The organism is Cryobacterium lactosi (assembly GCF_004403945.1).
GTDB lineage: Bacteria > Actinomycetota > Actinomycetes > Actinomycetales > Microbacteriaceae > Cryobacterium > Cryobacterium lactosi.
In genome coordinates this window covers 1-22864 of sequence record NZ_SOHM01000036.1, presented here as the reverse complement: position 1 = coordinate 22864, position 22864 = coordinate 1, and the positions used below count along the sequence as shown (strand labels likewise).

General features: G+C 67.3%; 24 protein-coding genes. 15 read left to right on the top strand and 9 right to left on the bottom strand.

Annotation, left to right across the window (positions count from 1 at the left end; genetic code table 11):
* Nucleotides 1-5: 5 nt before the first annotated feature.
* Entirely contained in the window at nucleotides 6-2111 is a 2106-nt protein-coding gene (gene nrdE, locus E3T61_RS17760; RefSeq protein ID WP_134642281.1) for a class 1b ribonucleoside-diphosphate reductase subunit alpha, read from the top strand.
* Nucleotides 2112-2174: 63 nt separating this feature from the next.
* Nucleotides 2175-3149: a class 1b ribonucleoside-diphosphate reductase subunit beta gene (nrdF, locus tag E3T61_RS17755; RefSeq protein WP_134642190.1), complete on the top strand. Its 975-nt coding sequence runs from the start codon at nucleotides 2175-2177 to the stop codon at nucleotides 3147-3149.
* Nucleotides 3150-3251: 102 nt separating this feature from the next.
* Here the strand turns inward: nrdF and E3T61_RS17750 are convergent, their stop codons facing one another.
* Nucleotides 3252-4289, bottom strand: coding sequence for a GTP-binding protein (locus E3T61_RS17750; protein WP_166793297.1), 1038 nt, complete (start codon nucleotides 4287-4289; stop codon nucleotides 3252-3254).
* A 46-nt stretch (nucleotides 4290-4335) separates the two neighbouring features.
* Here E3T61_RS17750 and ykgO point away from each other — a divergent pair, with 46 nt between their 5' ends.
* The 3 genes from ykgO to E3T61_RS17735 all read left to right on the top strand — a co-directional run bounded on the left by ykgO (nucleotide 4336) and on the right by E3T61_RS17735 (nucleotide 7240).
* Complete coding sequence (ykgO, locus tag E3T61_RS17745; RefSeq protein WP_088455075.1) at nucleotides 4336-4458, top strand: type B 50S ribosomal protein L36; 123 nt, start codon at nucleotides 4336-4338, stop codon at nucleotides 4456-4458.
* 62 nt (nucleotides 4459-4520) lie between these two features.
* Entirely contained in the window at nucleotides 4521-5897 is a 1377-nt protein-coding gene (locus E3T61_RS17740) for an FAD-binding oxidoreductase (RefSeq protein WP_134642188.1), read from the top strand.
* Complete coding sequence (locus tag E3T61_RS17735; RefSeq protein WP_134642187.1) at nucleotides 5894-7240, top strand: class I SAM-dependent methyltransferase; 1347 nt, start codon at nucleotides 5894-5896, stop codon at nucleotides 7238-7240. The genes E3T61_RS17740 and E3T61_RS17735 overlap by 4 nt, the downstream gene beginning before the upstream one ends.
* Before the next feature lie 35 nt (nucleotides 7241-7275).
* Here E3T61_RS17735 and E3T61_RS17730 read toward each other — a convergent pair whose 3' ends face one another.
* Nucleotides 7276-9354, bottom strand: a complete 2079-nt coding sequence (locus tag E3T61_RS17730) for an ABC transporter ATP-binding protein (RefSeq protein ID WP_134642186.1) — start codon at nucleotides 9352-9354, stop codon at nucleotides 7276-7278.
* Between the two features lie 2 nt (nucleotides 9355-9356).
* A complete protein-coding gene (locus E3T61_RS17725) occupies nucleotides 9357-11090 on the bottom strand; it encodes an ABC transporter ATP-binding protein (RefSeq protein WP_134642185.1) in 1734 nt (577 codons plus the stop codon).
* A gap of 122 nt (nucleotides 11091-11212) precedes the next feature.
* Between E3T61_RS17725 and E3T61_RS17720 the strand changes: the two genes are divergently transcribed.
* Nucleotides 11213-11494: a helix-turn-helix domain-containing protein gene (locus E3T61_RS17720; RefSeq protein ID WP_134642184.1), complete on the top strand. Its 282-nt coding sequence runs from the start codon at nucleotides 11213-11215 to the stop codon at nucleotides 11492-11494.
* Between the two features lie 16 nt (nucleotides 11495-11510).
* Here E3T61_RS17720 and budA read toward each other — a convergent pair whose 3' ends face one another.
* Together budA and E3T61_RS17710 are read right to left on the bottom strand one after the other, a co-directional pair.
* Nucleotides 11511-12239, bottom strand: coding sequence for an acetolactate decarboxylase (budA, locus tag E3T61_RS17715; protein ID WP_241992659.1), 729 nt, complete (start codon nucleotides 12237-12239; stop codon nucleotides 11511-11513).
* A 41-nt stretch (nucleotides 12240-12280) separates the two neighbouring features.
* Nucleotides 12281-13201, bottom strand: a complete 921-nt coding sequence (locus E3T61_RS17710; protein WP_134642183.1) for a hypothetical protein — start codon at nucleotides 13199-13201, stop codon at nucleotides 12281-12283.
* 175 nt (nucleotides 13202-13376) lie between these two features.
* Here E3T61_RS17710 and E3T61_RS17705 point away from each other — a divergent pair, with 175 nt between their 5' ends.
* Nucleotides 13377-14816: a protein kinase domain-containing protein gene (locus E3T61_RS17705; RefSeq protein ID WP_241992658.1), complete on the top strand. Its 1440-nt coding sequence runs from the start codon at nucleotides 13377-13379 to the stop codon at nucleotides 14814-14816.
* A 138-nt stretch (nucleotides 14817-14954) separates the two neighbouring features.
* Nucleotides 14955-15500, top strand: coding sequence for a universal stress protein (locus tag E3T61_RS17700; protein ID WP_134642182.1), 546 nt, complete (start codon nucleotides 14955-14957; stop codon nucleotides 15498-15500).
* Between the two features lie 48 nt (nucleotides 15501-15548).
* Here the strand turns inward: E3T61_RS17700 and E3T61_RS17695 are convergent, their stop codons facing one another.
* Nucleotides 15549-15842 (bottom strand): PLDc N-terminal domain-containing protein, encoded by a 294-nt coding sequence (locus E3T61_RS17695; protein WP_166793296.1) that lies wholly within the window; start codon nucleotides 15840-15842, stop codon nucleotides 15549-15551.
* A gap of 218 nt (nucleotides 15843-16060) precedes the next feature.
* On the opposite strand from E3T61_RS17695, the gene E3T61_RS17690 reads away from it, so the two are divergent.
* Nucleotides 16061-16702, top strand: coding sequence for a ScbR family autoregulator-binding transcription factor (locus tag E3T61_RS17690; protein WP_134642180.1), 642 nt, complete (start codon nucleotides 16061-16063; stop codon nucleotides 16700-16702).
* 195 nt (nucleotides 16703-16897) lie between these two features.
* Here E3T61_RS17690 and E3T61_RS17685 read toward each other — a convergent pair whose 3' ends face one another.
* Together E3T61_RS17685 and E3T61_RS17680 are read right to left on the bottom strand one after the other, a co-directional pair.
* Nucleotides 16898-18127 carry an LCP family protein gene (locus E3T61_RS17685; RefSeq protein WP_166793295.1) on the bottom strand — a complete coding sequence of 410 codons (1230 nt, stop codon included), beginning with the start codon at nucleotides 18125-18127 and terminating at the stop codon, nucleotides 16898-16900.
* Nucleotides 18128-18214: 87 nt separating this feature from the next.
* Nucleotides 18215-18646, bottom strand: a complete 432-nt coding sequence (locus tag E3T61_RS17680) for an Ohr family peroxiredoxin (protein ID WP_130177888.1) — start codon at nucleotides 18644-18646, stop codon at nucleotides 18215-18217.
* 127 nt (nucleotides 18647-18773) lie between these two features.
* Here E3T61_RS17680 and E3T61_RS17675 point away from each other — a divergent pair, with 127 nt between their 5' ends.
* The 3 genes from E3T61_RS17675 to E3T61_RS17665 all read left to right on the top strand — a co-directional run bounded on the left by E3T61_RS17675 (nucleotide 18774) and on the right by E3T61_RS17665 (nucleotide 20273).
* Complete coding sequence (locus E3T61_RS17675; protein ID WP_134642178.1) at nucleotides 18774-19334, top strand: MarR family winged helix-turn-helix transcriptional regulator; 561 nt, start codon at nucleotides 18774-18776, stop codon at nucleotides 19332-19334.
* A 43-nt stretch (nucleotides 19335-19377) separates the two neighbouring features.
* Complete coding sequence (locus tag E3T61_RS17670) at nucleotides 19378-19746, top strand: GNAT family N-acetyltransferase (protein ID WP_134642177.1); 369 nt, start codon at nucleotides 19378-19380, stop codon at nucleotides 19744-19746.
* A 113-nt stretch (nucleotides 19747-19859) separates the two neighbouring features.
* Nucleotides 19860-20273 (top strand): Hsp20/alpha crystallin family protein, encoded by a 414-nt coding sequence (locus E3T61_RS17665; RefSeq protein ID WP_134642176.1) that lies wholly within the window; start codon nucleotides 19860-19862, stop codon nucleotides 20271-20273.
* Nucleotides 20274-20361: 88 nt separating this feature from the next.
* On the opposite strand, the gene arsB is transcribed toward E3T61_RS17665, so the two are convergent.
* On the bottom strand, nucleotides 20362-21444 hold the full coding sequence (gene arsB / locus E3T61_RS17660; RefSeq protein ID WP_134642175.1) for an ACR3 family arsenite efflux transporter: 1083 nt from the start codon (nucleotides 21442-21444) through the stop codon (nucleotides 20362-20364).
* A 96-nt stretch (nucleotides 21445-21540) separates the two neighbouring features.
* Here arsB and E3T61_RS17655 point away from each other — a divergent pair, with 96 nt between their 5' ends.
* The 3 genes from E3T61_RS17655 to E3T61_RS17645 all read left to right on the top strand — a co-directional run.
* Entirely contained in the window at nucleotides 21541-21903 is a 363-nt protein-coding gene (locus E3T61_RS17655) for an ArsR/SmtB family transcription factor (RefSeq protein ID WP_134642174.1), read from the top strand.
* 49 nt (nucleotides 21904-21952) lie between these two features.
* The gene (locus E3T61_RS17650) at nucleotides 21953-22141 is read left to right on the top strand and encodes a hypothetical protein (RefSeq protein WP_134642173.1); all 189 of its coding nucleotides are present in this window, start codon (nucleotides 21953-21955) and stop codon (nucleotides 22139-22141) included.
* A gap of 384 nt (nucleotides 22142-22525) precedes the next feature.
* A partial coding sequence (locus tag E3T61_RS17645) for a hypothetical protein (RefSeq protein WP_194114248.1) occupies nucleotides 22526-22864 on the top strand: 339 nt, incomplete at its 3' end.

The window sequence follows — 22864 nt, the reverse complement described above, 5'->3', positions numbered from 1 at the left end:
TGGACATGGATTATCACTCCCTGAACGCCATGCTCAACCTGTACGGTCCGAGCGGGGAGATCCAGTTCGACAAGGACCGCGAGGCTGCCCGGGAGTTCTTCCTGCAGCACGTGAACCAGAACACGGTGTTCTTCCACTCGCTGCGCGAACGCCTCGACTACCTGGTGGAGAAGGAGTACTACGAGCAGGCCGTGCTCGACATGTACAGCTTCGAGTTCATCACCAAGCTCAACGACCTCGCGTACTCGAAGAAGTTCCGCTTCCAGACCTTCCTCGGCGCCTTCAAGTACTACACCTCCTACACGCTGAAGACTTTCGACGGCAAGCGTTACCTCGAGCGCTTCGAGGACCGCGTCGTGATGAGCGCCCTTGGGCTGGCCCAGGGTGACGAAGAGCTCGCGATCGCTCTCGTCGAGGAGATCATCGCCGGCCGTTTCCAGCCCGCGACGCCCACCTTCCTCAACTCCGGCAAGGCCCAGCGCGGCGAGCTCGTCTCCTGCTTCCTGCTCCGCATCGAAGACAACATGGAGTCCATCTCCCGCGGCATCAACTCGTCGCTGCAGCTGTCCAAGCGCGGCGGCGGCGTGGCCCTGCTGCTCTCCAACATCCGCGAGTCCGGCGCGCCGATCAAGCAGATCGAGAACCAGTCCAGCGGCATCATCCCCGTGATGAAGCTCCTCGAAGACTCCTTCAGCTACGCCAACCAGCTCGGTGCCCGTCAGGGTGCGGGAGCTGTGTACCTGCAGGCGCACCACCCCGACATCATGCGCTTCCTCGACACCAAGCGTGAGAACGCCGACGAGAAGATCCGTATCAAGACCCTCTCCCTCGGTGTGGTCATCCCCGACATCACCTTCGAGCTGGCCAAGAACAACGAGGACATGTACCTGTTCTCCCCGTACGACGTGGAGCGCGTCTATGGCGTGCCGTTCGCCGACATCTCGGTCACCGAGAAGTACCACGAGATGGTCGACGACCCGCGCATCAAGAAGTCCAAGATGAAGGCCCGCGACTTCTTCCAGACGCTCGCCGAGATCCAGTTCGAGTCCGGCTACCCGTACATCATGTTCGAAGACACCGTCAACGCGGCGAACCCCATCAAGGGCCGCGTCAACATGTCGAACCTGTGCTCGGAGATCCTGCAGGTCAACACCCCGACCACGTACAACGAGGACCTCTCCTACGACACCATCGGCAAGGACATCTCCTGCAACCTGGGCTCGATGAACATCGCCCTGGCCATGGATGCGCCCGACTTCGGCCGGGTCGTAGACACCGCCATCCGCGGCCTCAGTGCCGTCTCCGACCAGAGCCACATCGCGTCGGTACGTTCGATCGAGAGCGGCAACGACAAGTCGCACGCCATCGGCCTGGGCCAGATGAACCTGCACGGCTACCTCGCCCGTGAGCGGGTGTACTACGGCAGCGAAGAGGGCATCGACTTCACCAACATCTACTTCTACACGGTGCTGTTCCACGCCCTGCGCGCCTCGAACAAGATCGCCATCGAGCGTGGCATCACCTTCGAGGGCTTCGCCGACTCCACGTACGCCTCTGGCACGTTCTTCGACAAGTACACCGACCAGGTCTGGGAGCCGGCCACCGCCCGCGGCGCCGAGCTGTTCGCGAACTCCAACGTCGAGATCCCCACGCAGGCCGACTGGGCCGAGCTCAAGGCATCCGTCATGGAACACGGCATCTACAACCAGAACCTCCAGGCCGTGCCGCCGACCGGGTCGATCTCGTACATCAACAACTCGACCGCGTCGATCCACCCGATCGCCTCGAAGATCGAGATCCGCAAGGAAGGCAAGCTCGGCCGGGTGTACTACCCGGCGCCGTTCATGACGAACGACAACACCGAGTTCTACCAGGATGCCTACGAAATCGGCTACGAGAAGGTCATCGACACCTACGCCGCCGCGACGCAGCACGTGGACCAGGGCCTCTCGCTGACCCTGTTCTTCAAGGACACCGCCACGACCCGCGACATCAACCGCGCGCAGATCTACGCGTGGAAGAAGGGCATCAAGACGATCTACTACATCCGTCTGCGCCAGATGGCTCTCGAGGGGACCGAGGTTGAGGGTTGTGTTTCCTGTGCGTTATGAGTGAGTTTGCTGTGAGCGCCACAAGTACCATCCCTTCTGTGACTGGCCTAAAAAGGACAAGAAATGATTGACAAGCTCAAGCTCGTCTCCCACGTTGACGCGATCAACTGGAACAAGATCGAAGACGAGAAAGACGTCGAGGTCTGGAACCGCCTCGTCAACAACTTCTGGCTGCCCGAGAAGATCCCGCTCTCCAACGACGTGCAGTCCTGGAACACCCTCACCCCGGTGGAGCAGCAGCTCACCATGCGCGTGTTCACCGGCCTGACCCTGCTGGACACCATCCAGGGCACCGTCGGCGCCGTGTCGCTGATCCCGGATGCGATCACGCCGCATGAAGAGGCCGTCTACACGAACATCGCGTTCATGGAGTCCGTGCACGCCAAGAGCTACTCGTCGATCTTCTCGACCCTGTGCTCGACGAAGGAGATCGACGAAGCGTTCCGCTGGTCGACCGAGAACGTCAACCTGCAGAAGAAGGCGTCCATCGTCATGGACTACTACCAGGGCGACGACCCGCTCAAGCGCAAGGTCGCCTCGACCCTGCTCGAGTCGTTCCTGTTCTACTCCGGCTTCTACCTGCCGATGTACTGGTCCAGCCGCGCCAAGCTCACGAACACGGCCGACCTGATCCGTCTGATCATCCGGGATGAAGCCGTGCACGGCTACTACATCGGATACAAGTTCCAGAAGGGCCTCGAGAAGGAGACCCAGGAGCGTCGCGACGAGATCAAGGACTACACCTTCAACTTGATGTTCGAGCTCTACGAGAACGAGATCCAGTACACCCAGGACCTCTACGACGCCGTCGGCCTGACCGAAGACGTCAAGAAGTTCCTGCACTACAACGCCAACAAGGCCCTGATGAACCTCGGCTACGAGCCGATGTTCCCCAAGGCCGTCACCGACGTGAACCCGGCGATCCTCTCGGCCCTGTCGCCGAACGCCGACGAGAACCACGACTTCTTCTCCGGGTCGGGCTCCTCGTACGTCATCGGCAAGGCCGTCAACACCGAAGACGACGACTGGGATTTCTAGCCCCACCAGCGTCATCCGCCGGAGCACCCGCGTTCACCAACGCCGGGTGCTTCGGCGTTTAACCCGCACCAACCATCAGCTCGATGACGGCGGCGACGGGGGCTAGTCGTCGTCCCTGTTGAGGTCCCAGGCCGGGAATGGGTCGGGCAGGCTTCGCCATTCGAGCGGCCCGCCGATGAACTCGCGGTCGTCGAGCAGGCAGGCATCGAGGTTCGCGGTCAGTCTGGACGCGTCGAGGTCCCGGCCGAAGAAGGCGATCTCCTGGCCCCAGGGCGATTCGGGGTCGTGACTGCCCATGTCGGTCGGTTCGAACTCGATGGTCGGTCCTGCGCTGTTCCAGGACCCCACCACGTGTGGACGGGACGCCAGTCTGAAGAGGCCGCGTGAGCGCAGGATCTCGCCCGATTCGGTCGCGCTGTCACTGAGGAAGTCGGCCAGCCGGCCCGGGTGGAACGGACGCGGGTCGCGGTAGACGACGCAGCCGAGCCCGGTGCGGCTGGATGCCAGCAGGCCCTCGCCGTTCAGCTGGCGGATCCAGCCCGGGCTCTGCTGCAGCCAGGTGAGCATGTCCTCCCGTGGCGGCAGCCAGGGGCTGACCGCGCTGCGGCCGTGCCGGGCGAACACGACATGGCTGGACGGGTTGAGCAGCCGCACGAAATCGCGCAGGTCCGCGCAGTCGGCCGCGGTGGCCAGGTCGGTCTTGTTGATCACCACCACGCTGGCCCACTCGATCTGCTGCACGAGGGCATCGGCCACGGTGCGGTCGTGCTCGCCATGCGTGACGCAGGGCACCGGTGGCTCCGGAGCGAGGCTGTCGCTGCGGATGTCCCGCCAGAAGCTCGAGGCGTCGAGCACGCTCACGAAGTTGCCCAGCCGGATGGCGCCGGTGTCGGGCCGGAGCGCGGGGTCGCCGCCGGCCGCGATGACCGAGATGGCCACCTCCAGGGGGATCGCGGAGGGGTGCACCTCGAGCATCACCTCCCTCGGGGTGGGGTGGCCGGCGATGGCCAGGCTCACCGACTCCGGGTCCGCGGCGGTCAGCCCGATGCTAGGGCGACCGCTCGCGCGGGCGATCGAGGACTTGCCGGAACCGGTGAGTCCGCTGACGAGGTTCACGGTGAGGAAGGGGGGCGGTGTCATGCTGTTAGTGTAATTGATATTCATTCTCATTAAGGAAGTCGTGGCCATGAAAGTACGCAATTCGCTCAAGGCGCTGAAGAAGCTCCCCGGCGCCCAGATCGTGCACCGGCGAGGTCGGGTGTTCGTGATCAACAAGAAGAACCCGCGTCTGAAGGCCCGGCAGGGCTGAGCCTGGCCCGATGCCGGGCAGACCCCGTCGCGGCCGGGGCGACCGCGGGCTATCGTGTGGGCGTGCCCGCTCTAGTTGACGCGAAGCGCGCTCACGCCGCCGGCGTGCAGCGCCTTCTCGAGAGCTATCGTGCGGTTCCCGGCGATGTCCCGATCCGGCTGGCCAAACCGACCTCGAATCTGTTTCGAACCCGCACCAAGACCCAGGGCAGGGGCCTCGACACCTCCGGTCTGACCGGCGTCATCACGATAGACGCCCAGGCGCGCACGGCTGACGTGGCCGGAATGTGCACCTACGACGACCTCGTCGTGGCGACGCTGCCACAGGGGTTGGCACCGCTGGTGGTGCCGCAGTTGAAGACCATCACGCTCGGCGGTGCGGTCACCGGCCTCGGTATCGAGTCGACGTCGTTCCGCAACGGCCTGCCGCACGAATCGGTGCTGGAGATGGACATCCTGACCGGCGCGGGGGAGGTTCTCACGGCCTCACGACACGAGCACGCTGATCTGTACCGAGCGTTCCCCAACTCGTATGGAACCCTGGGCTACGCGGTGCGCTTACGCATCGACCTCGAACCCGTGCAGCCGTTCGTCGCGCTCACGCATCTGCGGTTCCACTCGCTCGTCGACCTGATCCGGGTGATGCACGACATCATCGACACCGGGAGCTTCGACGGGCACCGGGTCGACTACCTCGACGGTGTGGTGTTCAGCAAGGCGGAGGGCTATCTCTGCCTCGGCCGGAAGACCGGGGCGCCCGGCCCCGTCAGCGACTACACCGGCCAACAGATCTACTATCGCTCCATCCGGCACGAGCACGGTGTGACGGATGACCGCCTCACCATCCACGACTACTTCTGGCGGTGGGACACCGACTGGTTCTGGTGTTCGGAGGCGTTCGGTGCGCAGAATCCGGTGATCCGCAGGGTCTGGCCGCGACGCTACCGGCGTAGCAGTGTCTACGGCACGCTGATGAAGTACGAACAACGGTTCCACATCGGCGATCGCATCGAGAGACTCCGCGGCCGCCCATCACGCGAGCGCGTCGTGCAGGACATCGAGGTGCCGCTCGGGCGTTGTGCGGAGTTTCTGGACTGGTTCCTGGACACCGTGCCGATCACGCCGATCTGGCTGTGCCCGCTGCGGTTGCGGGGTGAGACCGGCTGGCCGCTCTACCCGATCCGGCCCCAGCAGAACTACGTGAACGTCGGCTTCTGGTCGACGGTGCCGGTCGGTGCCACCAAGGGGGCGACGAACCGCCTCATCGAAGACACGGTGCGTGAGCTTGACGGGCACAAGTCGCTGTACTCCGACTCCTACTACTCCCGGGAGGAGTTCGACGAACTCTACGGTGGGGACGACTACCGGGCACTGAAGACAAAATACGACCCTGATTCACGTCTCCTCGACCTCTATGCCAAGGCGGTGCAACGACGATGACCACGTTCAAGGAACGCCCAACCCAGCCGACGTCGCTGACGGAAGCGAGAGGCAAGACGGCAACCGCGGGGAAGTACACCCTCGCCGAGGTGCTGGAGATCCTGGCCGGCGGCCGGCTTCCGCTGCGGTTCACCGCCTACGACGGGAGTTCCACCGGACCGCCGGACGCCCAGTTCGGCCTGGATCTGCGCACCCCGCGCGGCACGAGCTACCTCGCCACCGGCCGCGGCGACCTCGGTTTTGCCCGTGCCTACATCGCCGGCGACCTCGATATCCGCGGCGTGCACCCCGGCGATCCCTACGAGCTGCTCAAGGCGCTCACCGACAGCCTCGTCTTCACCCGCCCACCGGCCCGGATGCTGGTCGACATCATCCGCTCCATCGGCGCCGAACACCTGCGCCCGATAGCGCCGCCGCCCCAGGAGGCGCAGCCCCGGTGGCGCAGGATCGCCGGGGGACTCCGGCACAGCAAGTCCAGGGACGCCGACGCGGTCCACCACCATTACGACGTTTCGAACACCTTCTACGAGTGGGTGCTCGGGCCGTCGATGACCTACACCTGCGCGTGTTACCCGCGCGAGGGCGCGTCCCTCGAGCAGGCGCAGGAGAACAAGTACCGGCTGGTCTTCGAGAAGCTCCGGCTGACGCCGGGCGACCGGCTGCTCGACGTGGGCTGCGGCTGGGGCGGCATGGTGCGCTACGCCGCCCGCCGCGGCGTGCGGGCCACCGGGGTGACACTGTCGACCCAGCAGGCCCGGTGGGCACAGCGGACCATCGCCGAGGAGGGCCTGAGCGATCTGGCCGAGGTCCGGTACGGCGACTATCGCGATATCACGCACACCGGCTATGACGCGGTGTCGTCGATCGGGCTGCTCGAGCACATCGGCGTGCGCAACTATCCGTCGTACTTCGACTTTCTGCAGTCCAGGTTGCGCCCCGGCGGGCTGCTGCTCAACCACTGCATCACCCGGCCCGACAACCAGAAACTGCCGGATGCGCGCGGCTTCATCGACCGATACGTCTTCCCCGACGGCGAACTCACCGGATCGGGCCGGATCATCAGCGACGCTCAGGACGTGGGGCTGGAGGTGGTGCACGACGAGAACCTGCGACAGCACTACGCGATGACGCTGCGCGACTGGTGCGCCAACCTCGTCGAGCACTGGGACGAGGCCGTCACCGAGGTCGGGCTGCCCACCGCGAAAGTGTGGGGTCTGTACATGGCTGGATCGCGGCTCGGGTTCGAGAACAACGGAATCCAGTTGCACCAGATACTGATGACCAGGCCCGGCACGCACGGGGCGGCCGGCGAGTTGCCGTTGCGTCCGTGGTGGACTCCCTAGCCGCAAAACCAACCGGATTCACGGCACCACCGGCGCTACTCGGCGGGCACCGCTTCGGTCACAGGCTCGGCCAGGGTCTCGGGATCGGCGGCCGGGTCTTCACCCCTGAACTGGGACATGTAGAGGGCGTAGTAGGCGCCGCGGCGGGCCAGCAGGTCGTCGTGGTTGCCCTGCTCCACGATGCGGCCCTCGTCCATCACCAGGATGGTGTGGGCGTCGCGGATCGTGGAGAGCCGGTGGGCGATCACGAAGGAGGTGCGCTCGGCGCGGAGCGCGGCCATGGCGTGCTGCACCAGCAGCTCGGTGCGGGTGTCCACCGACGACGTGGCCTCGTCGAGGATCAGCAGGGACGGGTTGGCGATGAACGCCCGGGCGATGGTGAGCAGCTGCCGTTCACCGGCGGAGACGCTGCCGCCGTCGGCGTCGAGCACGGTGTCGTAGCCGTCGGGAAGCTGGCGCACGAACCGGTCGACCATGGTGGCCTCAGCGGCGGCCACGACCTCCTCGTCGGTGGCGTCGAGCCGGCCGTAGCGGATGTTCTCCCGGATGGTGCCGCCGAACAGCCAGGCATCCTGCAACACCATGCCCACCTGCGAGCGCAGTTCACCGCGGGAGAGCGCTGTGATGTCGACGCCGTCGAGCAGGATGCGGCCACCGGTGAGCTCGTAGAAGCGCATCACCAGGTTCACCAGAGTGGTCTTGCCCGCCCCGGTGGGCCCCACGATCGCGACGGTGTGGCCGGGTTCGGCCGAGAAGGACAGGTCCTCGATCAGCGGCTTGTCGGCGCTGTACGCGAACGACACCCGCTCGAACTCGACGTGGCCGTCGGTGCGCTCCGGCAGCTGGGCGGTCGGGGCATCCGGTTGCTGCTCATCGGCATCGAGCAGTTCGAAGGTGCGCTCCGCCGAGGCCACGCCGGACTGCAGCATGTTGGCCATGCCGGCCATCTGGCCGATCGGCTGGGAGAACTCCCGGGAGTACTGGATGAACGCGGTCGCGTCGCCGAGGGTCATCTGACCAGAGGCGACCCGCAGGCCACCGACCACGGCGATGAGCACGTAGGACAGGTAGGAGACGAAGGTCATCGCGGGCATGATCATGCCCGAGACGAACTGGGCGCCGAACGACGCCCGGTAGAGCTCCTCGTTGCGCGTGTCGAACTCCTCGAGCATCTCCTTGTCGCGGCCGAACGCGCGCACGATCTCCTGGCCGGAGAAGGTCTCTTCGATGTGCCCGTTCAGCGCGCCGGTGTTCTTCCACTGAGCGGTGAACAGCTTCTGCGAGCGCACGCCGATGACCCCGGCGATGATCGCGGACAGCGGCAGCGAGATCAACGCGATCAGCGCCAGCTGCCAGGACACGATGAACATCATCGCGGCGATGCCGAGCACCGTGAGCACGGACTGCACCAGTTGCGAGAAGGCCTGTTGCAGCGCCTGCTGGATGTTGTCCACGTCGTTGGTGACCCGCGACATCAGGTCTCCGCGCTGGCGGGTGTCGAAGTAGCTCAGCGGCAGCCGGTTGAGCTTCTCCTCGATGTCCTGGCGCAGCCGGAAAACCACCCGCATCACCAGGCCGTTGAGGATGAATCCCTGCGCCCAGGACAGCACGGACGCGATCGTGTACATGGCCAGCACGGCGATGATCAGCCGGCCGAGCACGGTGAAGTCGACACCCTCGCCGGGCACAACGGTGGTGCCCTGCAGCATATCGGCGAACTGGTCGTTTCCCCCGGCGCGGGCCTGGGCCACGACCTGGTCCAGCGGCACGCCGGCGGGCAGCTGCATGCCGATGACACCGTTGAAGATGGCGTCCATCGCCTGGCCCAGGATCTTGGGCGCCAGCACCGTGAGCACCACCGAGACGACGACCAGGGCCACCACGATGATCATCTTCGTGCGCTCCGGCCGCATCAGGCCGATCAGGCGTTTGGCCGACGGCAGGAAATGCTCGGCCTTGCGGGCCGGAGTGCCACCGAACATGTCGCCGTCGGCCTCGGTGGGGACGAAGTCGTCGTCGGGTGCGACGGTCGTTGCAGTCGCAGCGGCAGCGGCAGCGGCAGTGTCTGCTGCTGCGGCCACTGCGGCTGCCCGCTTGCTGATTCGCTTGGCCATGGTCACGCCACCTCAACGCTCAATTGTGATTCGACGATTTCCCGGTAGGTGGCATTGCCCTCCAGCAGTTCCTCGTGGGTGCCTCTGCCGGTGATCACACCGTTGTCGACCACCAGGATCTGGTCGGCCTCGGTGATGGTCGACACCCGCTGGGCCACGATGATGACCGTGGCGTCCTTGGTCGCATCGCCGAGCGCGGCGCGGAGACGAGCATCCGTGGCCACGTCGAGCGCGGAGAACGAATCGTCGAACAGGTAGACCCGCGGTTGGGCCACCAGCGCGCGGGCGATGCACAGGCGTTGGCGCTGGCCGCCGGACACATTGGTGCCGCCCTGGGCGATGTGCTCGTCAAGACCCAGCGGCATCGCGCGCACGAAGTCGTCGCCCTGCGCGATGCGGAGGGCCTCCCAGAGTTCGGCATCCGTCGCATCCGCCCGGCCGAAGCGCAGGTTGGAGCCGATGGTGCCGGAGAACAGGTACGGCTTCTGCGGGATCAGACCGATGACCTGGGCGAGCTGGCCGCGGGTGAGGGTGGACACGGGCACCCCGTCGATCGTCACCGCGCCCTGCTGGGCGTCGTACAGCCGGGCGATGAGGTTGACCAGGGTGCTCTTGCCGGCGCCGGTGGAGCCGACGATGGCGGTGGTCTTGCCGGGCTCGGCGATGAAGCTCACGTTGTCGAGCACCGGACGCTCGGCTCCGGGGAAACCGAAGCTGACGCCGCTGAACTCGACCAACCCGGTGGTGGGGGCGGCCACCTGGGCGTCTTTGGCGATGGTCTGGCTGCTCACGGTGTTGAACACCTCGGTGATGCGTTCGGCGCAGACGACGGCGCGAGGGATCATCATCACCATGAAGACGCCCATCATCACGGCCATCAGGATCTGCAGGAGGTATTGCAGGAACGCCGTCAGCGATCCGATCTGCATGTCGCCGGCGTCGACCCGGTGGCCGCCGAACCAGAGCACCGCGGCCGTGGCGAGGTGCAGGACCATCGTGATCACCGGGAACATCAGCACGAAGATGTTGCCGACCTTCACGGACACGGCCGTGATCGATTCGTTCGCCGTGCGGTAGCGCTCGGACTCGAAGGGTTCGCGCACGAAGGCGCGCACGACGCGGATGCCGACGATCTGTTCGCGCAGCACGCTGTTGATGCCGTCGAGGCGGTCTTGCATCAGCCTGAACAGCGGCAGCAGCAGGAAGACCAGGACACCGACGATGAGGAACAGAACCGGTACGGACACCCACACCAGCCAGGAGAGCCCGGCATCTTCACGGAGCGCCATGATGATGCCGCCCACGCACATGATCGGCGTGGACACCATGAAGTTGAGGGTCATCAGCACGAGCATCTGCACCTGCTGCACATCGTTGGTGCCGCGGGTGATGAGGGTGGCGGTGCCGAAGCCGCCGAGTTCGAGCGCACTGAGCGAATCGACCTTGCGGTACACCTCGCGGCGCAGGTCCCGGCCGATGGCCATGGCAGTGCGCGCTCCGAAGTAGACGCCGCCGATCGCGGTGACCACCTGCACGAGGCAGACGATCAGCATGGTCATGCCGGTCGACCAGATGAAGTCGGTGTCGCCGCGGGTCACGCCCTCGTCGATGATCTGCGCGTTCAGGCTGGGCAGGTAGAGCGCGGCGATGGTGGAGACCAGCTGCAGTACGAAGACCCACACGATCCAGGACCGGTACGGTCTGGCGTGGCTGAGGATCAGGGAGGTCAGTATCAACAGGGGTCCTCACAGTGGATGTCTGCCACCGCGCGGTGACAGGGCGGAGCCGTGCCCCCGAGCCTGATGGATTTTAGCAGCAGGGCACTGACACGGCCCCGGCTGAGCCCTACTCTGGGGGGATGTCCCGCACCATGCGTCTGAAGCCGAATGAACTCGTCACGGCGTGGCCGGACGGCCCGGCCAGTGACGCCATCGGCGAAGTCGCCCGGGTGTTCGCGGCGAACCTGCGACGGGCCATCGGGACGCGGAGCATCCGCAGTGCCGCGGAGACCTGCGGCATGAACCACGCCACCCTGATCGGCATCCTGGAGGGGCGGGCCTGGCCGGACATGGAGACGATCGCCAAGCTCGAACGCGGGCTGGATGCGGCGCTGTGGCCGGGCCACAACACCCTGTCCTGAACGAGATCCCTCGAGGTCAGCGGTGGTTTTCGGTCTGCTCGATCTGGTCGGCGAGGTCGTCCGGGCTGAGGTCGGCGTTCTTGAACTCCGGCGTGAGCGGCAGCTCGAGGTGCAGGTCGGTGCCGACGCAGATCTCGATGGTGCCCGAGAGCAGCCTGAAGTCGAGCACGTGGCCACCCTGCCGACGCTCGGCGTCGATGTAGTGCACGTGCCCGCCGGGCACACCGATGCCCTGCCCGTAGAGCGGGGTGCGGAAGCCCGCGACGACCCCGGCCGAGCGGCCGAATTCGAGGGTCTTCTCGCCGCGGATGGCCTCCGACATGGGCTGGTACGGCTTCTCCTGCCGTTCGACGGCCCGCACCCGAACCCACTCGAACTCGCCGGTCAGCCGCACGGCGTAGAGATAATTTGAGCTCTGCAGGGTCTCGCTGATCAGGCGCACAGCCTCGTCGCGTGTGGCCGGTTCGTCAACCCGAATGGTCACGCCGGGCACGAACTCGGTCACGACCGCGAACGGGGTGAGGTCGTCGGCCGCGGCCGGCGTCACCGTGCCGTCGTTGCGCATCCGGTAACAGACGCCGTCGAGGATCAGCATCTCGCCGTCAAGCGCGTTGAAGGTGCCCAGGCCGAAGTCGCCGTGCTCGAGCAGGGTGGCCACGGTGGTGTCACCGTCGTAGATGCCGTCGAGCAGCGCGCTCATGAGGCTGGTCTGGTAGACGAGATGGCGGCCGGCGTTTGCGTCCACGATGGTTCCTCCAGTGCGGGTCAGATACCCAGGTCAGATGCCTAGAGCGACGGGACCAGTTCGGGCACCCGGCAGGGCTGGCCGTGGGCAAGGTTGAGGCAGGCGTCGAATACGTCGGGGTACGGGTCGGTGTCGCCGGGGCCGAACCAGGCCGTGTAGAACAGCCAGAAGTTGAGGTTGCCGTGTGTGGAGCATCCGTCGCCGTCACTGTCGGGGTCGGCAAGGGCTGCCTCGTTGGGCTGGTACGGCGTGTAGTTGTACAGGTTGGCGGTGGCCTGGTTCTGGATGTCGACGGTGCTGGCGCCGCACTCGGCGTCGGGGTTGTAGCCCACGTCGACGGCGCCGATCTTGTAGGCGCGTTCGGGCTCCTGGCTGTACTGCCGGAACTGCCAGGCGGCGTTGTAGACCTGGTTGAAGAAACCGAAGTACTCGGTCTCGCAGTCGGCGGTGTCCGGGCAGCCGTAGCCGGTGGCGCGCAGGTAGCCGGACTCGGTGGGTCGGCTGAGCAGCGACTGCTCCTTCTGCAGAAGCACCAGCAGCACGCGCGGGCTGATGCCGCAGGCCTCGGCGACCTTGCTGAGGATGGTGCTCGCGTGCTCGTTGTCGGCGCCCCGGTATGCGGCGCAGTGACCCGGTCCCGCGGCGGGCTGGTCGACGGTGCTCTCCCGGTACTCCCAGAGGCAGGGTGAGCTGTCGGTGCGGATGCAGCTGCGCGACAGCAGGAAGGACTGGATCTGCTCCTCGGTCATGGCGCCGGCGTTGAAGAAGGTGTAGTCGCTGACGATCCGGCCCGCCTCGAAGCCGGCCAGGTCGATGTCGTTCGTCGCGATCGGCGCGGTGGGAGCCGCTGTGGCCGGTTCGGCGCGGACCGCGGCGCCGACGAGGGCGGCTCCGCCCAGCACGACGACAAGAACCGCGGCCGTCGCGAGCGCGGACAGTCGGTGGCGCTCGAAGAAGCTCATTCGGCCAGACTATCGAAGGCGTGCCGACGCCGGGTGGGAAGGGGCTGCGAGGCGGCGGCTGGCGGGCCGCTGCCCGGTGTATTACGGGCTTCTAACAATGCCTGCCCCGGGGAATTCTGCTCGCGGCCAGAGGCATCCGGGCAGATAGAATTACAGGTCAGGAAAGGCGGGAAACGTGCCGAACGGTACATCGACAGGTCTCCTGCGCGGGCGGTACCGGCTGCTGGAACTGATCGGCCAGGGCGGCATGGGGGCCGTCTATAAGGCCACCGACGAGTTCCTCGGCCGCAACGTGGCCATCAAGATCTTCCTCGCCAACGCCACAGAGGCCGCCGATGTGCGCCGGCAGGAGGACGAGGTCAACATCCTCGCCTCCCTCAGCCACCACAGCCTGGTCACGCTGCTCGACGCCGCCGTTGACCGCAGCATCCCCGCGATGCCCAGGATCTACCTGGTGATGGAACTCGTCGAAGGCGCCGACCTGCAACGCAAGCTCGTTCGCGGTCCGCTGCCCGTGCGGCAGATCGCCCAGCTGGCCTATGACCTCGCGGAGGGCCTGGAATACATCCATTCGCGCGGCGTGGTGCACCGCGACGTCAAACCGGCCAACGTGCTGCTCGTCGACTACAACGGCGACGAATCCCGCACCCGCGCCAAGCTCACCGACTTCGGCATCGCCCTGTTGGCCGAGTCCGAGCGGTTCACCGCGGATGGCGCCGCCACCGGCAGCGCCCACTACATGAGCCCCGAGCAGGCGTCGGGGGATCCGGTGGGGCCGGCCAGTGACGTGTACGCCCTCGGCCTGGTGCTGCTGGAGTGCTTCACCGGAGAGGTCGCCTTCCCCGGCTCCGCCGTGCCCTCGGCGCTGGCCCGGCTGCTGAACGACCCGACGATCCCCGCCACGGTGCCGGCAGCCTGGGCCGGACTGATCGGCGCGATGACAGCTCGCGACCCCCGTGACCGGCCGCTCGTGCACGACCTGGTGCTGGCCCTGCGCCAGCTGATCATCGGCGCCTCCGGCCGGCACCGCGCCGGTGCCCCGGTGCTGCTGCCGGCGACCCAGCCCACCACCCGCCCGAGCGCCAGGCCGGGGGCCCCCGAGGCCGCGGACGAAGAAGGCAGGATGACCGCCGTGCGGCGCTACGACCTGCTGGACACCCCGCCGGACGGCACCTTCGACCGGATCACCGCGATGGCCGCCCGCATCTTCGGCGTGCCCATTGCCCTGGTCAGCGTGGTGGACTACGACCGGATCTGGTTCAAGTCCCGGCACGGGTTGACGATCGAGCAGATCGACCGGGACGCGGGACTCTGCGCCTCCGCCATCCTGCACGACGAACCCTGGGTGGTGACGGATGCCCGGATCGACCCGCGGGCGCTCGCGAACCCGCTGGTCGCCGGTGAGATGGGCGTGCAGTTCTATGCCGGCGTGCCGCTGACCAGCCGGGACGGCCACAACCTCGGCACCCTGTGCCTGATCGACTACGAACCGCGGGAGTTCACGGCCGCCGAGCTGGCCACCCTCGAGGACCTCGCCGCCGTGGTGATGAGCGAGCTTGAACTGCGCCTGGACAGCCGCCAGGCTCTGCTCGACCGCCGCGCCCTGCACGGCTAGAACAGGCTGCGGGGCTGGTCGGATCGGAAATCCGTTCCCCGACATGCCGTTGGGCTCTTCCGGCAAGCGTCCGGCGACGGTTGAATGGGAGGGAACCGTAGAAGTCGGATCCACCGCCTTCCGCGGCAGGAGGTCATCATGGACGCTGACACAGGTAGAGACACCGACCCGCGGGCCGGCGCCGGCGATGCCGCGGCGGTGCACGCCGAGGGAGCAGCGCAACCGGCGCAGGAACCCGGACCCACCACGGGCATCGTGGTCGGGCACGACGGATCGGCCGACGCGAATCACGCCCTGACCGTGGCGCTGGAGTTGGCCGCCGGCCTCTCGGTACCGGTGACCATTGTGCGGGCCTGGTCGATCGACACGGCCCCGCGGCCGGCGAACTGGGAGTTCGGCTACGTCTCCTCGTACTCCGACTACGCCGAAGCCGTGCGGGACCGGCTCCGGAACGATAGCCGGATCGTCGTCGCGAAATATCCGGATCTCACGGTGGAATACCGGGTGGCGCTCGGCGGGCCGGCCAAAACCCTCATCGACGTGTCCAAGGGGTCCCGGATGCTTGTTGTCGGCTCCCGGGGACGCGGGGGACTGGCCGGCATGCTGCTCGGCTCGGTCAGTGAGCAGTGCGTGCGGCACGCGGACTGCCCGGTGCTCGTGGTGCCGCCCCCGCCCCGGTCCTGACCTGGGCCGGTCGACACGCCTCGGCCGGCTCCGGGTGCGCGTGTGCGGTCAGCCGGCCTGCAGCCGGTTGCCCACCGCGAACCAGGCCAGCGCTCCGAACACCGGGGCGAAGACCACGGTCAGCACCCAGCGGGTGCGGGACGGTTCGCTCAGGTGCACGGCCTGGGCCACCTGCACGAGCGCGGCCACGATGAGCACGATGGCGCCCAGTGCGGCGAGGACTATGAGCGCCAGGCCGATCAGCCCGCCCAGAGCGGCGCCGTCGATCGCGCCGCCGTCCAGAACATCCGTGTGCCCCGTTGCCCCCGGCAACGCGATGCTGAGTGTAACTGTGCTGTTCATTCGTCGGTTTCCCCTCGATCCCGGCAGATGGTGCCCAGCGGCGACGCGGGGCGGGTAAAGCGGTGGTGCAGTAGTCGTCGGCCGGGAGAACAGGTTCCCCCCGGAATATTCGCCCGGCCTGCCCAAAGCATACCAAACGGTATGATTCATTTTGTGAAGATGTCGGAATTGGTCTCGGTGCCGCGCCTCCCGGTGCCGGTTCCGACTCGAGGAGCATCGTGACCCAGCAGGCCCGCGCCGTGGAAACCCGCGCGGCGATCATCCGGGCTGCGGCCGATGTCTTCGGTGACCTGGGATACGGCGGAGCATCGATGGCGGACATCTGTCTCGCGGCCGGGCTGACCAAGGGCGCGCTGTACTTCCACTTCGCGTCGAAGGATGCCCTGGCCCTTGCGGTCATCGACGCCCAGCACGAACGCGCTCTCGCGCTCGGCGACGAGCTGCTGCACAGCGAACAGCCCGGTCTGCAGGTGCTGTTGCGGATGGCTTTCGAGCTGGGCAGACAGGTGCGGGACGATCCGGTCTCCCGGGCCGGCATTCGCCTGACGATGGAGTCCAGCAACCTGTCCACGCCGGTCGTCACGCCCTATGAAGACTGGATGGCGGCCTGCGAGGTGCTGCTGCAGCGCGCCATCCGCGATGGCGACGTGCGCGCCGATGTCGACGTCGCGGCCGCCGCCCACTTCATCAGCCCGGCGTTCACCGGTGTGCAGGTGGTCTCCGGCGTGCTCACCGGCCGGGCCGACCTGGTGCAACGCCTTGTCGAGATGTGGTCTTTTGTGCTGCCCAGCCTGGTGGTGCCCGACCAGTGGGAGCGGCTGTCGGCCCTCCCTGAGGAGATGGCCGCCGCCTGGGGCTGACCCGTGGCCGGTGGGCGCTGGCTGTTACGCCGCATCCGCCGCTTCCGCCGCATCTCGGGTCTGCGTTTTTCGGAGCTGTGCGGGTGCCTGCCCCGCACAGCGGCGCCTGCCCCGCCTGTGGCGACTGAACGCATCCAGACCGGCGTTGGAGGAGCAGCCTCAACCCCGTGTGACCCAGGTAGTCGCCCGATTCAGTTAGCCGGTGAACGCCTGGGCGCAGGATTCGTCGTTCGCCGTGCGGCCGGTGAGTCCGTCGAGGACCTCCGGTGCGGCCTCGATGACGGGGGTGTCGGTGGCGACGGGCGCCTCCGGGTCGATGGGCGCTTCCGGGTCGACGGGCGTCTCGGTCGGCTCCGGGTCCTCCGCCGCCAGGGCGAAGGGCTCATCGGCCAGGATCTTGGCGAACATCGTGTCGGCGAGGCCCTGCAGGGGGACCACCTTGTTCGGGAAGTCCGGGTCGTCGGTCGTGCCCGGATACTGCACGAAGACCAGCCGGGTCAGGTCGATGTCCTTGAGCGCCAGGGCCATCGACACCATGGTGTCGGTGTTGGCGAGGGGCTTGGACAGCTTGATATTCGTGGCGGCGGCACTGGCCAGGGAGAACAGCTTGGGCAGGTTGGTGAAGGTCCCGTCGCCCTGCACTGTGCGCATCAGCGACGCCAGGTAGATCTGCTGCGAAGAGATCCGCGACAGGTCGCCGCCGTCGCCGACGCCGTGCCGGCTGCGCAGGAACGCCAGCGCGGTGGAGCCGGAGACCACGCTCGTGCCGGCCGGCAGGTCGAGGTCGGCCAGCGGGTCGTTGATCGCCTCGGTGAGGCAGATCGGCACCCCGCCGACGGCATCGCTCATGCGAACGACACCGTCGAAGGAGGCCAGGCCCGCGAAGGGGATCTCCAGCCCGGTGAGCTCCTCGATGGTGTGGACCACACACGGCAGTCCGCCGCGCGACATGGCCTCGTTCACCGGGCGGGCGGACATCGAGCTGAATTCCTCGCCCGTGTCGGCGTTTGTGCAGGTGGGGTGGGCCACGATCAGGTCGCGCGGGATGCTCACCACCACGGCGTTGGTGTGGTCGGCCGAGACGTGCACCAGGATGTTCACGTCGTTGAGGGCGGAGTCACGATCACCATAGGCGCCGCCCTGCTCGGCATCGTTGTCGACGCCGACGATGAGGATGTTGAAGCCGGACTCGTAGCTGCCGATCGACGGTGCCGCATCGGGAACATCCGCGCCGTTGAGGTCGATCGAGTTCGCGGACACCGTGCTGCTGAACTGCCACAGCGCGATCCCGGCCACGGCGGCCGTGCTGACCAGAAGCACGGCCAGCGACGCGGCCACCAGGCCGAGGGCCGTGCGCACCGGGTGGGACCGCCGCAGTCGCCCGTGCCGGGCGATCCCGGTGAGCTGCTCACGTCGTCTGATCATGGCCAGCCCCCTTTTTCCCCAAAAAACGGAGGTTAGCATCCCAATTCTGGGGAAATGCCTGATCGGACGGGTGCCCTTCGGGCGGGGTTAGTCCTCGTCGGTGACGACGAGGAGCTTCACGGCGATGTTGCCCCGGGTGGCCCGCGAGTAGGGGCAGACCGCGTGCGCGGCCTCCATCGCGGCCTGGGCGGTGGCCGGGTCTGCGCCCGGGATCTGCGCCTCGATGGTGACCTCGAAGTCGAGGCCGGCGGCCATGCTGCCGACAAGGTTGACGGTGAGGGTGACGGCCGACTCGGAGACGTCGATCTTGTTCTGCCGGGCTGTGGCCTTGAGGGCGTTGTGGAAGCAGGCCGCCCAGCCGCTGGCGAAGAGCTGCTCGGGGTTGGTTCCGGGGCCATCGTCGCCGCCCATGTCCTTGGGGATGGACAGGTCGAGGTCGAGCTTGTTGTCGCTGGTGACGACCTTGCCGGTGCGACCGCCCCAGGAGGTGGCGGAGGCTGTGTAAATGGCGTTGGTCATGATTCTCTTCTTTCGGTAGAGCGGAGCACACTGGACTCAGTCGTCAACACGCAGAACGTTTGACACCGAGCCGCCAAGTGCTTCGTATTTGAAACAACTTCTTTCTCACCCTAACGGAGGCCCGACCATGGGAATTCCCGAACCATCCATCTCGGCCGATGAGATGCGTGCCTGGGCGGCCCTGTTCGAGACGTCGAACATCGTGCAGTACGCGGCCGACCGGAACCTGCGCGACTCGGTGGGGCTCACCCTCGCGCAGTTCGAAATCCTGCTCCGCATCGGCGAGGCCGGCACCGACGGCCGCCGCATGACCGACATCGCCGACTCGCTCACCGTCTCCCGCAGCGGGCTCACCTACCAGGTGGGTCAGCTCGAGCGGAAGGAGCTGGTGCTGCGGCAACCGGCCCCCGACGACGACAGGTCGGTGATCGCCCACATCACCCCGACGGGCCTCGAGCTGTTGCGGGCGGGCATCCCCGGCTACGTCGATCTGGTGCGGGAGATGCTCTTCGACAGGCTCAGCCATGCCGACCTGATGACCGTGACCGAGATCCTCGACGACGTGCGCCGCCAGCTCAAGGAGCAACCCAAGCGCTCGACGTACCGGCGGGCACGGCGCGCGGCTGCTCCGGTCGGTACCGGTGCGGATGCCGGGCCTGCGGCCGGCGCGGTACCGATCGCCGAGTAGCCCGAGGGGTTGCGCCCGTCGGCGTGGTGGGCAGACTGGGGGAATGAGCATCCCCACGCAGGACGACAACCAGCACGGTGAGGGCGAGCAGCGCACGGTCCAGCTCGTCGAGGCCGAGCGCCGCTACGTGCTGCTGCTCGACGGGCAGCAGGTGGGCTTCACCGTCTACGCCGACCACGGCGACCAGCGGGTGTTCGTGCACACCGAGATCAGCATGGACCAGTCGGGCAAAGGGCTCGCGTCGACCCTGGTGGCCGCAGCCCTGGCTGACGTGCGGGCGCGCGGCCTGCGGGTCGTGGCCCTCTGCCCGTTCACAGCGGCCTATCTGCGCGGGCACCGCGAATACGACGATCTCGTCGATCCGCTGACCCCGCGCCTGAAAGCCGACCTGCGTGCGGCGGAGTTGATCTAGCGCCCGCCGCGGCGGTACCGGCCTGCGGGCCACTGGGCGCAGGGGCGCAGGGGTGCTGGGCGCGGGGGTACTGTGTGCAGCGAAAACCGACCCGAACCACAAGGAGATGCATCATGGCTGGTGGAGTAGCGCGCCGCGATCGATTCGAACTGCCCGACTCTGTGCGACGCTTTTTCGAGGGCGACTGGGATTCCGCCGCTCTGCGAGTGGAGGAATACCAGGACGGCAGCACCCTCGTGGTCAAGGCCGAGATGCCCGGCATCGACCCGGAGAAGGACGTGGACATCTCGGTGTCCGACGGGGTGCTGCACATCCAGGCCGAACGCCAGGAGACCTCGGAGCACAAGGACAAGGGCGGGTATCGCACCGAGTTCCGTTACGGCTCCTTCTCCCGCGACATTCCGCTGCCCAGTGGCAGCAAGGACTCCGACGTGTCGGCGAGCTACCGCGACGGCGTGCTCGAGGTACGGGTGCCCGTTGCCGAGCGCTCCGAAACCACGTCGAAGATTCAGGTGACGCGGGGCTGATCGGCCGGGCTGTCGCCGAGATGCTCCCATCCGGACGAGCTGCCCCGCCGGGGCGGGGCAGCTCGTCCGCAGCGGGGCAACTCGCGGGTCAATCGGCGGCGGGCGCCGGCTCGTGGCCGAAGAGCTTCGGGCGCAGCCACAGCGACAGGTAGACCAGGGCGATGAGGGCGGGCACCTCGATGAGCGGGCCGACGATGCCGGCCAGGGCCTGGCCGCTGGTGGCGCCGAAAGTGCCGATGGCCACGGCGATGGCCAGTTCGAAGTTGTTGCCCGCCGCCGTGAAGGCCAGCGTGGCCGTGCGCGCGTACGACAGGCCCGCCAGCCGGCCGGCAACGAACCCCGTCGCGAACATCACCGCGAAGTAGACCAGCAGCGGAAGCGCGATGCGCACCACATCCAGCGGTCGGTCGATGACCTGTTGCCCCTGCAAGGCGAAGAGCAGCACGATCGTGAAGAGCAGCCCATAGAGCGCGAACGGGCCCACCCGGGGCAGGAACTGGCCCTCGTACCAGGCGCGACCGCGGGTGGCCTCACCGATGCGCCTGGAGAGATAGCCGGCCAGCAGTGGGATGCCGAGGAAGACCAGCACGCTCACGGTGATCGCCCCGATCGAGAAGTCGGCACTGGTGGTGGCCAGGCCCAGCCAGGCCGGCAGTACCTGCAGGTAGAACCAGCCCAAGGCCGCGAACGCGATCACCTGGAACACCGAGTTGACCGCCACGAGGAACGCGGCGGCCTCCCGGTCGCCGCAGGCCAGGTCGTTCCAGATGAGCACCATGGCGATGCAGCGGGCCAGGCCCACGATGATCAGGCCGGTGCGGTACTCGGGCAGGTCGGGCAGGAAGGCCCAGGCCAGAGCGAACATCAGCGCCGGCCCCACGAGCCAGTTCAGCACCAGCGAGGAGACCAGCAGGCGCCGGTCACCGGCAACGGCGCGGGCATCCGAATATCGCACCTTGGCCAGCACCGGATACATCATCACCAACAGGCCCACCGCGATCGGCACGCTGACCGAGCCGATCGAGAAGGCGTGCAGCACATCGCCCACCCCGGGCGCCAGGACGGCGAGCAGTAATCCGAGGCCCATGGCGAGCAGGATCCAGACCGGCAGCAGCCTGTCGGTGGTGCCGAGTTGGGCGGCGGTGGGGGCTGTCTGGACGGTGGATGTCATGGTGCTCCATCGGTCACGGCTGGGAAATAGATGAACGTCGATATTGAGTGTGGCGACAGCATCGATGGATGTCAATTCGCGTGCCAGAATGGGGGAATGGTGAACGTTGAACTGCTGCAGGACTCCGCGGAGACCGCCGCCGCCGCCGACTGCTGCGCGCCGCCCGTGCGGGAGGCGCTCGCCGCGGAGGGCGCGGAGAAGCTCGCCAGGACCCTCAAGGCCATCGCCGATCCCGCCCGCCTGCGACTGATCTCGATGGTGGCCGCGCACGACGATGCCGAGGCGTGCGTCTGCGATCTCACCGAACCCCTCGGTCTCAGCCAGCCCACCGTGTCCCATCACCTCAAGGTGCTGGTGGATGCCGGCATCCTGTCCAGGGACAAGCGTGGCACCTGGGCGTACTACCGGCTCGTGCCCGGCGCTCTCGACGCCCTGGCCCGGTCGGTTGTCACGGTCTGATCTGCTTTTTCCCTGGACGTGGGTCGGCATCGTTTCCTAGACTGGTGCCATGACTGTCGATCGGACCGCCGCCACTCGCCGCCGCACCGCACTGCTCGGCTGGCTGTGGAGTGTGCTGATTCTCGGCGTCGGCCTCTGGGTGAGCCTGGCCACCGGGGAGTGGATCGCACTGCTCTGTGCGGCAGGCCTGGTGATCCTGCCCATCGGCGGACTCGCCCTGCGCGCCCGGCGCCCCTAACTCCGCCGCCCGCTCCGGCACCGTGGCGCAGGCGCTCGATGTGCCGCACCAGCCGTGCCGCGCTCGCCATTGGCGGCGCCTGAGACCCTGAGCCTGAATCCGTGCATATGCATGAATACACACGGTTTACCCAGAAACGTGACGTAACGTCATTTTCCTGCGCCCGGAGCCGACGATGTCGCCGCGGTGCTGGATTCCATTCGGCGGCATGCTCCCGCCCGCTCCACGCCCTACCCGGCTGGGCACCATTTTCGTGGTGCCGCCGGCGAGTGAACCCGTCCGAGGTCTAGTGGATCCACCTCCTGATCCCGCTCCGACCAGAAAGCTTCGCCATGCCCACTTTCGCAGCCCACACCCTTGCCCACCTTTCGGCCGGGGAGGCCTATGCGTAGGCGCACCGGATACATCGCGCCGCCCTCCCGCCGCAGGCAGGCCTCCGCGGTCACCGCGATGACCTTCGTCGCGCTGCTCACGGCCATGGGTGCGCTGCCAGCACAGGCCGCCTACCTGGACGCCGACGGCATCCCGGCCAGCTCGGTGAACGGCGCCGGGATTGCCGGGAGCAGTGCGGGCCAGCCCGCCGAGCCGGAGCAGAGCATCACCGTGACCGCCGCCGCGCCCGTCGCCGTGCAGGTGGACACCTTCGCCGCCGAGGAAGTCGCGCCGCCACCCCCCGTCGTCGCCGCGCCGGCCGCCGCGGCCGCACCTGCGGCCGTGGCCGCC

Bases quoted from the DNA above. Each gene is read 5' to 3' on its own strand.
- E3T61_RS17730 (WP_134642186.1), bottom strand. From the start codon at position 9,354: ATGGCCAAGCGAATCAGCAAGCGGGCAGCCGCAGTGGCCGCAGCAGCA.
- E3T61_RS17685 (WP_166793295.1), bottom strand. From the start codon at position 18,127: ATGATCAGACGACGTGAGCAGCTCACCGGGATCGCCCGGCACGGGCGA.
- E3T61_RS17710 (WP_134642183.1), bottom strand. From the start codon at position 13,201: ATGAGCTTCTTCGAGCGCCACCGACTGTCCGCGCTCGCGACGGCCGCG.
- E3T61_RS17720 (WP_134642184.1), top strand. From the start codon at position 11,213: ATGTCCCGCACCATGCGTCTGAAGCCGAATGAACTCGTCACGGCGTGG.
- E3T61_RS17650 (WP_134642173.1), top strand. From the start codon at position 21,953: ATGACTGTCGATCGGACCGCCGCCACTCGCCGCCGCACCGCACTGCTC.
- E3T61_RS17750 (WP_166793297.1), bottom strand. From the start codon at position 4,289: ATGACACCGCCCCCCTTCCTCACCGTGAACCTCGTCAGCGGACTCACC.
- E3T61_RS17665 (WP_134642176.1), top strand. From the start codon at position 19,860: ATGGCTGGTGGAGTAGCGCGCCGCGATCGATTCGAACTGCCCGACTCT.
- E3T61_RS17735 (WP_134642187.1), top strand. From the start codon at position 5,894: ATGACCACGTTCAAGGAACGCCCAACCCAGCCGACGTCGCTGACGGAA.
- nrdE (WP_134642281.1), top strand. From the start codon at position 6: ATGGATTATCACTCCCTGAACGCCATGCTCAACCTGTACGGTCCGAGC.
- E3T61_RS17655 (WP_134642174.1), top strand. From the start codon at position 21,541: ATGGTGAACGTTGAACTGCTGCAGGACTCCGCGGAGACCGCCGCCGCC.
- E3T61_RS17695 (WP_166793296.1), bottom strand. From the start codon at position 15,842: ATGAACAGCACAGTTACACTCAGCATCGCGTTGCCGGGGGCAACGGGG.
- nrdF (WP_134642190.1), top strand. From the start codon at position 2,175: ATGATTGACAAGCTCAAGCTCGTCTCCCACGTTGACGCGATCAACTGG.
- E3T61_RS17675 (WP_134642178.1), top strand. From the start codon at position 18,774: ATGGGAATTCCCGAACCATCCATCTCGGCCGATGAGATGCGTGCCTGG.
- ykgO (WP_088455075.1), top strand. From the start codon at position 4,336: ATGAAAGTACGCAATTCGCTCAAGGCGCTGAAGAAGCTCCCCGGCGCC.
- E3T61_RS17670 (WP_134642177.1), top strand. From the start codon at position 19,378: ATGAGCATCCCCACGCAGGACGACAACCAGCACGGTGAGGGCGAGCAG.
- arsB (WP_134642175.1), bottom strand. From the start codon at position 21,444: ATGACATCCACCGTCCAGACAGCCCCCACCGCCGCCCAACTCGGCACC.
- E3T61_RS17700 (WP_134642182.1), top strand. From the start codon at position 14,955: ATGGACGCTGACACAGGTAGAGACACCGACCCGCGGGCCGGCGCCGGC.
- E3T61_RS17680 (WP_130177888.1), bottom strand. From the start codon at position 18,646: ATGACCAACGCCATTTACACAGCCTCCGCCACCTCCTGGGGCGGTCGC.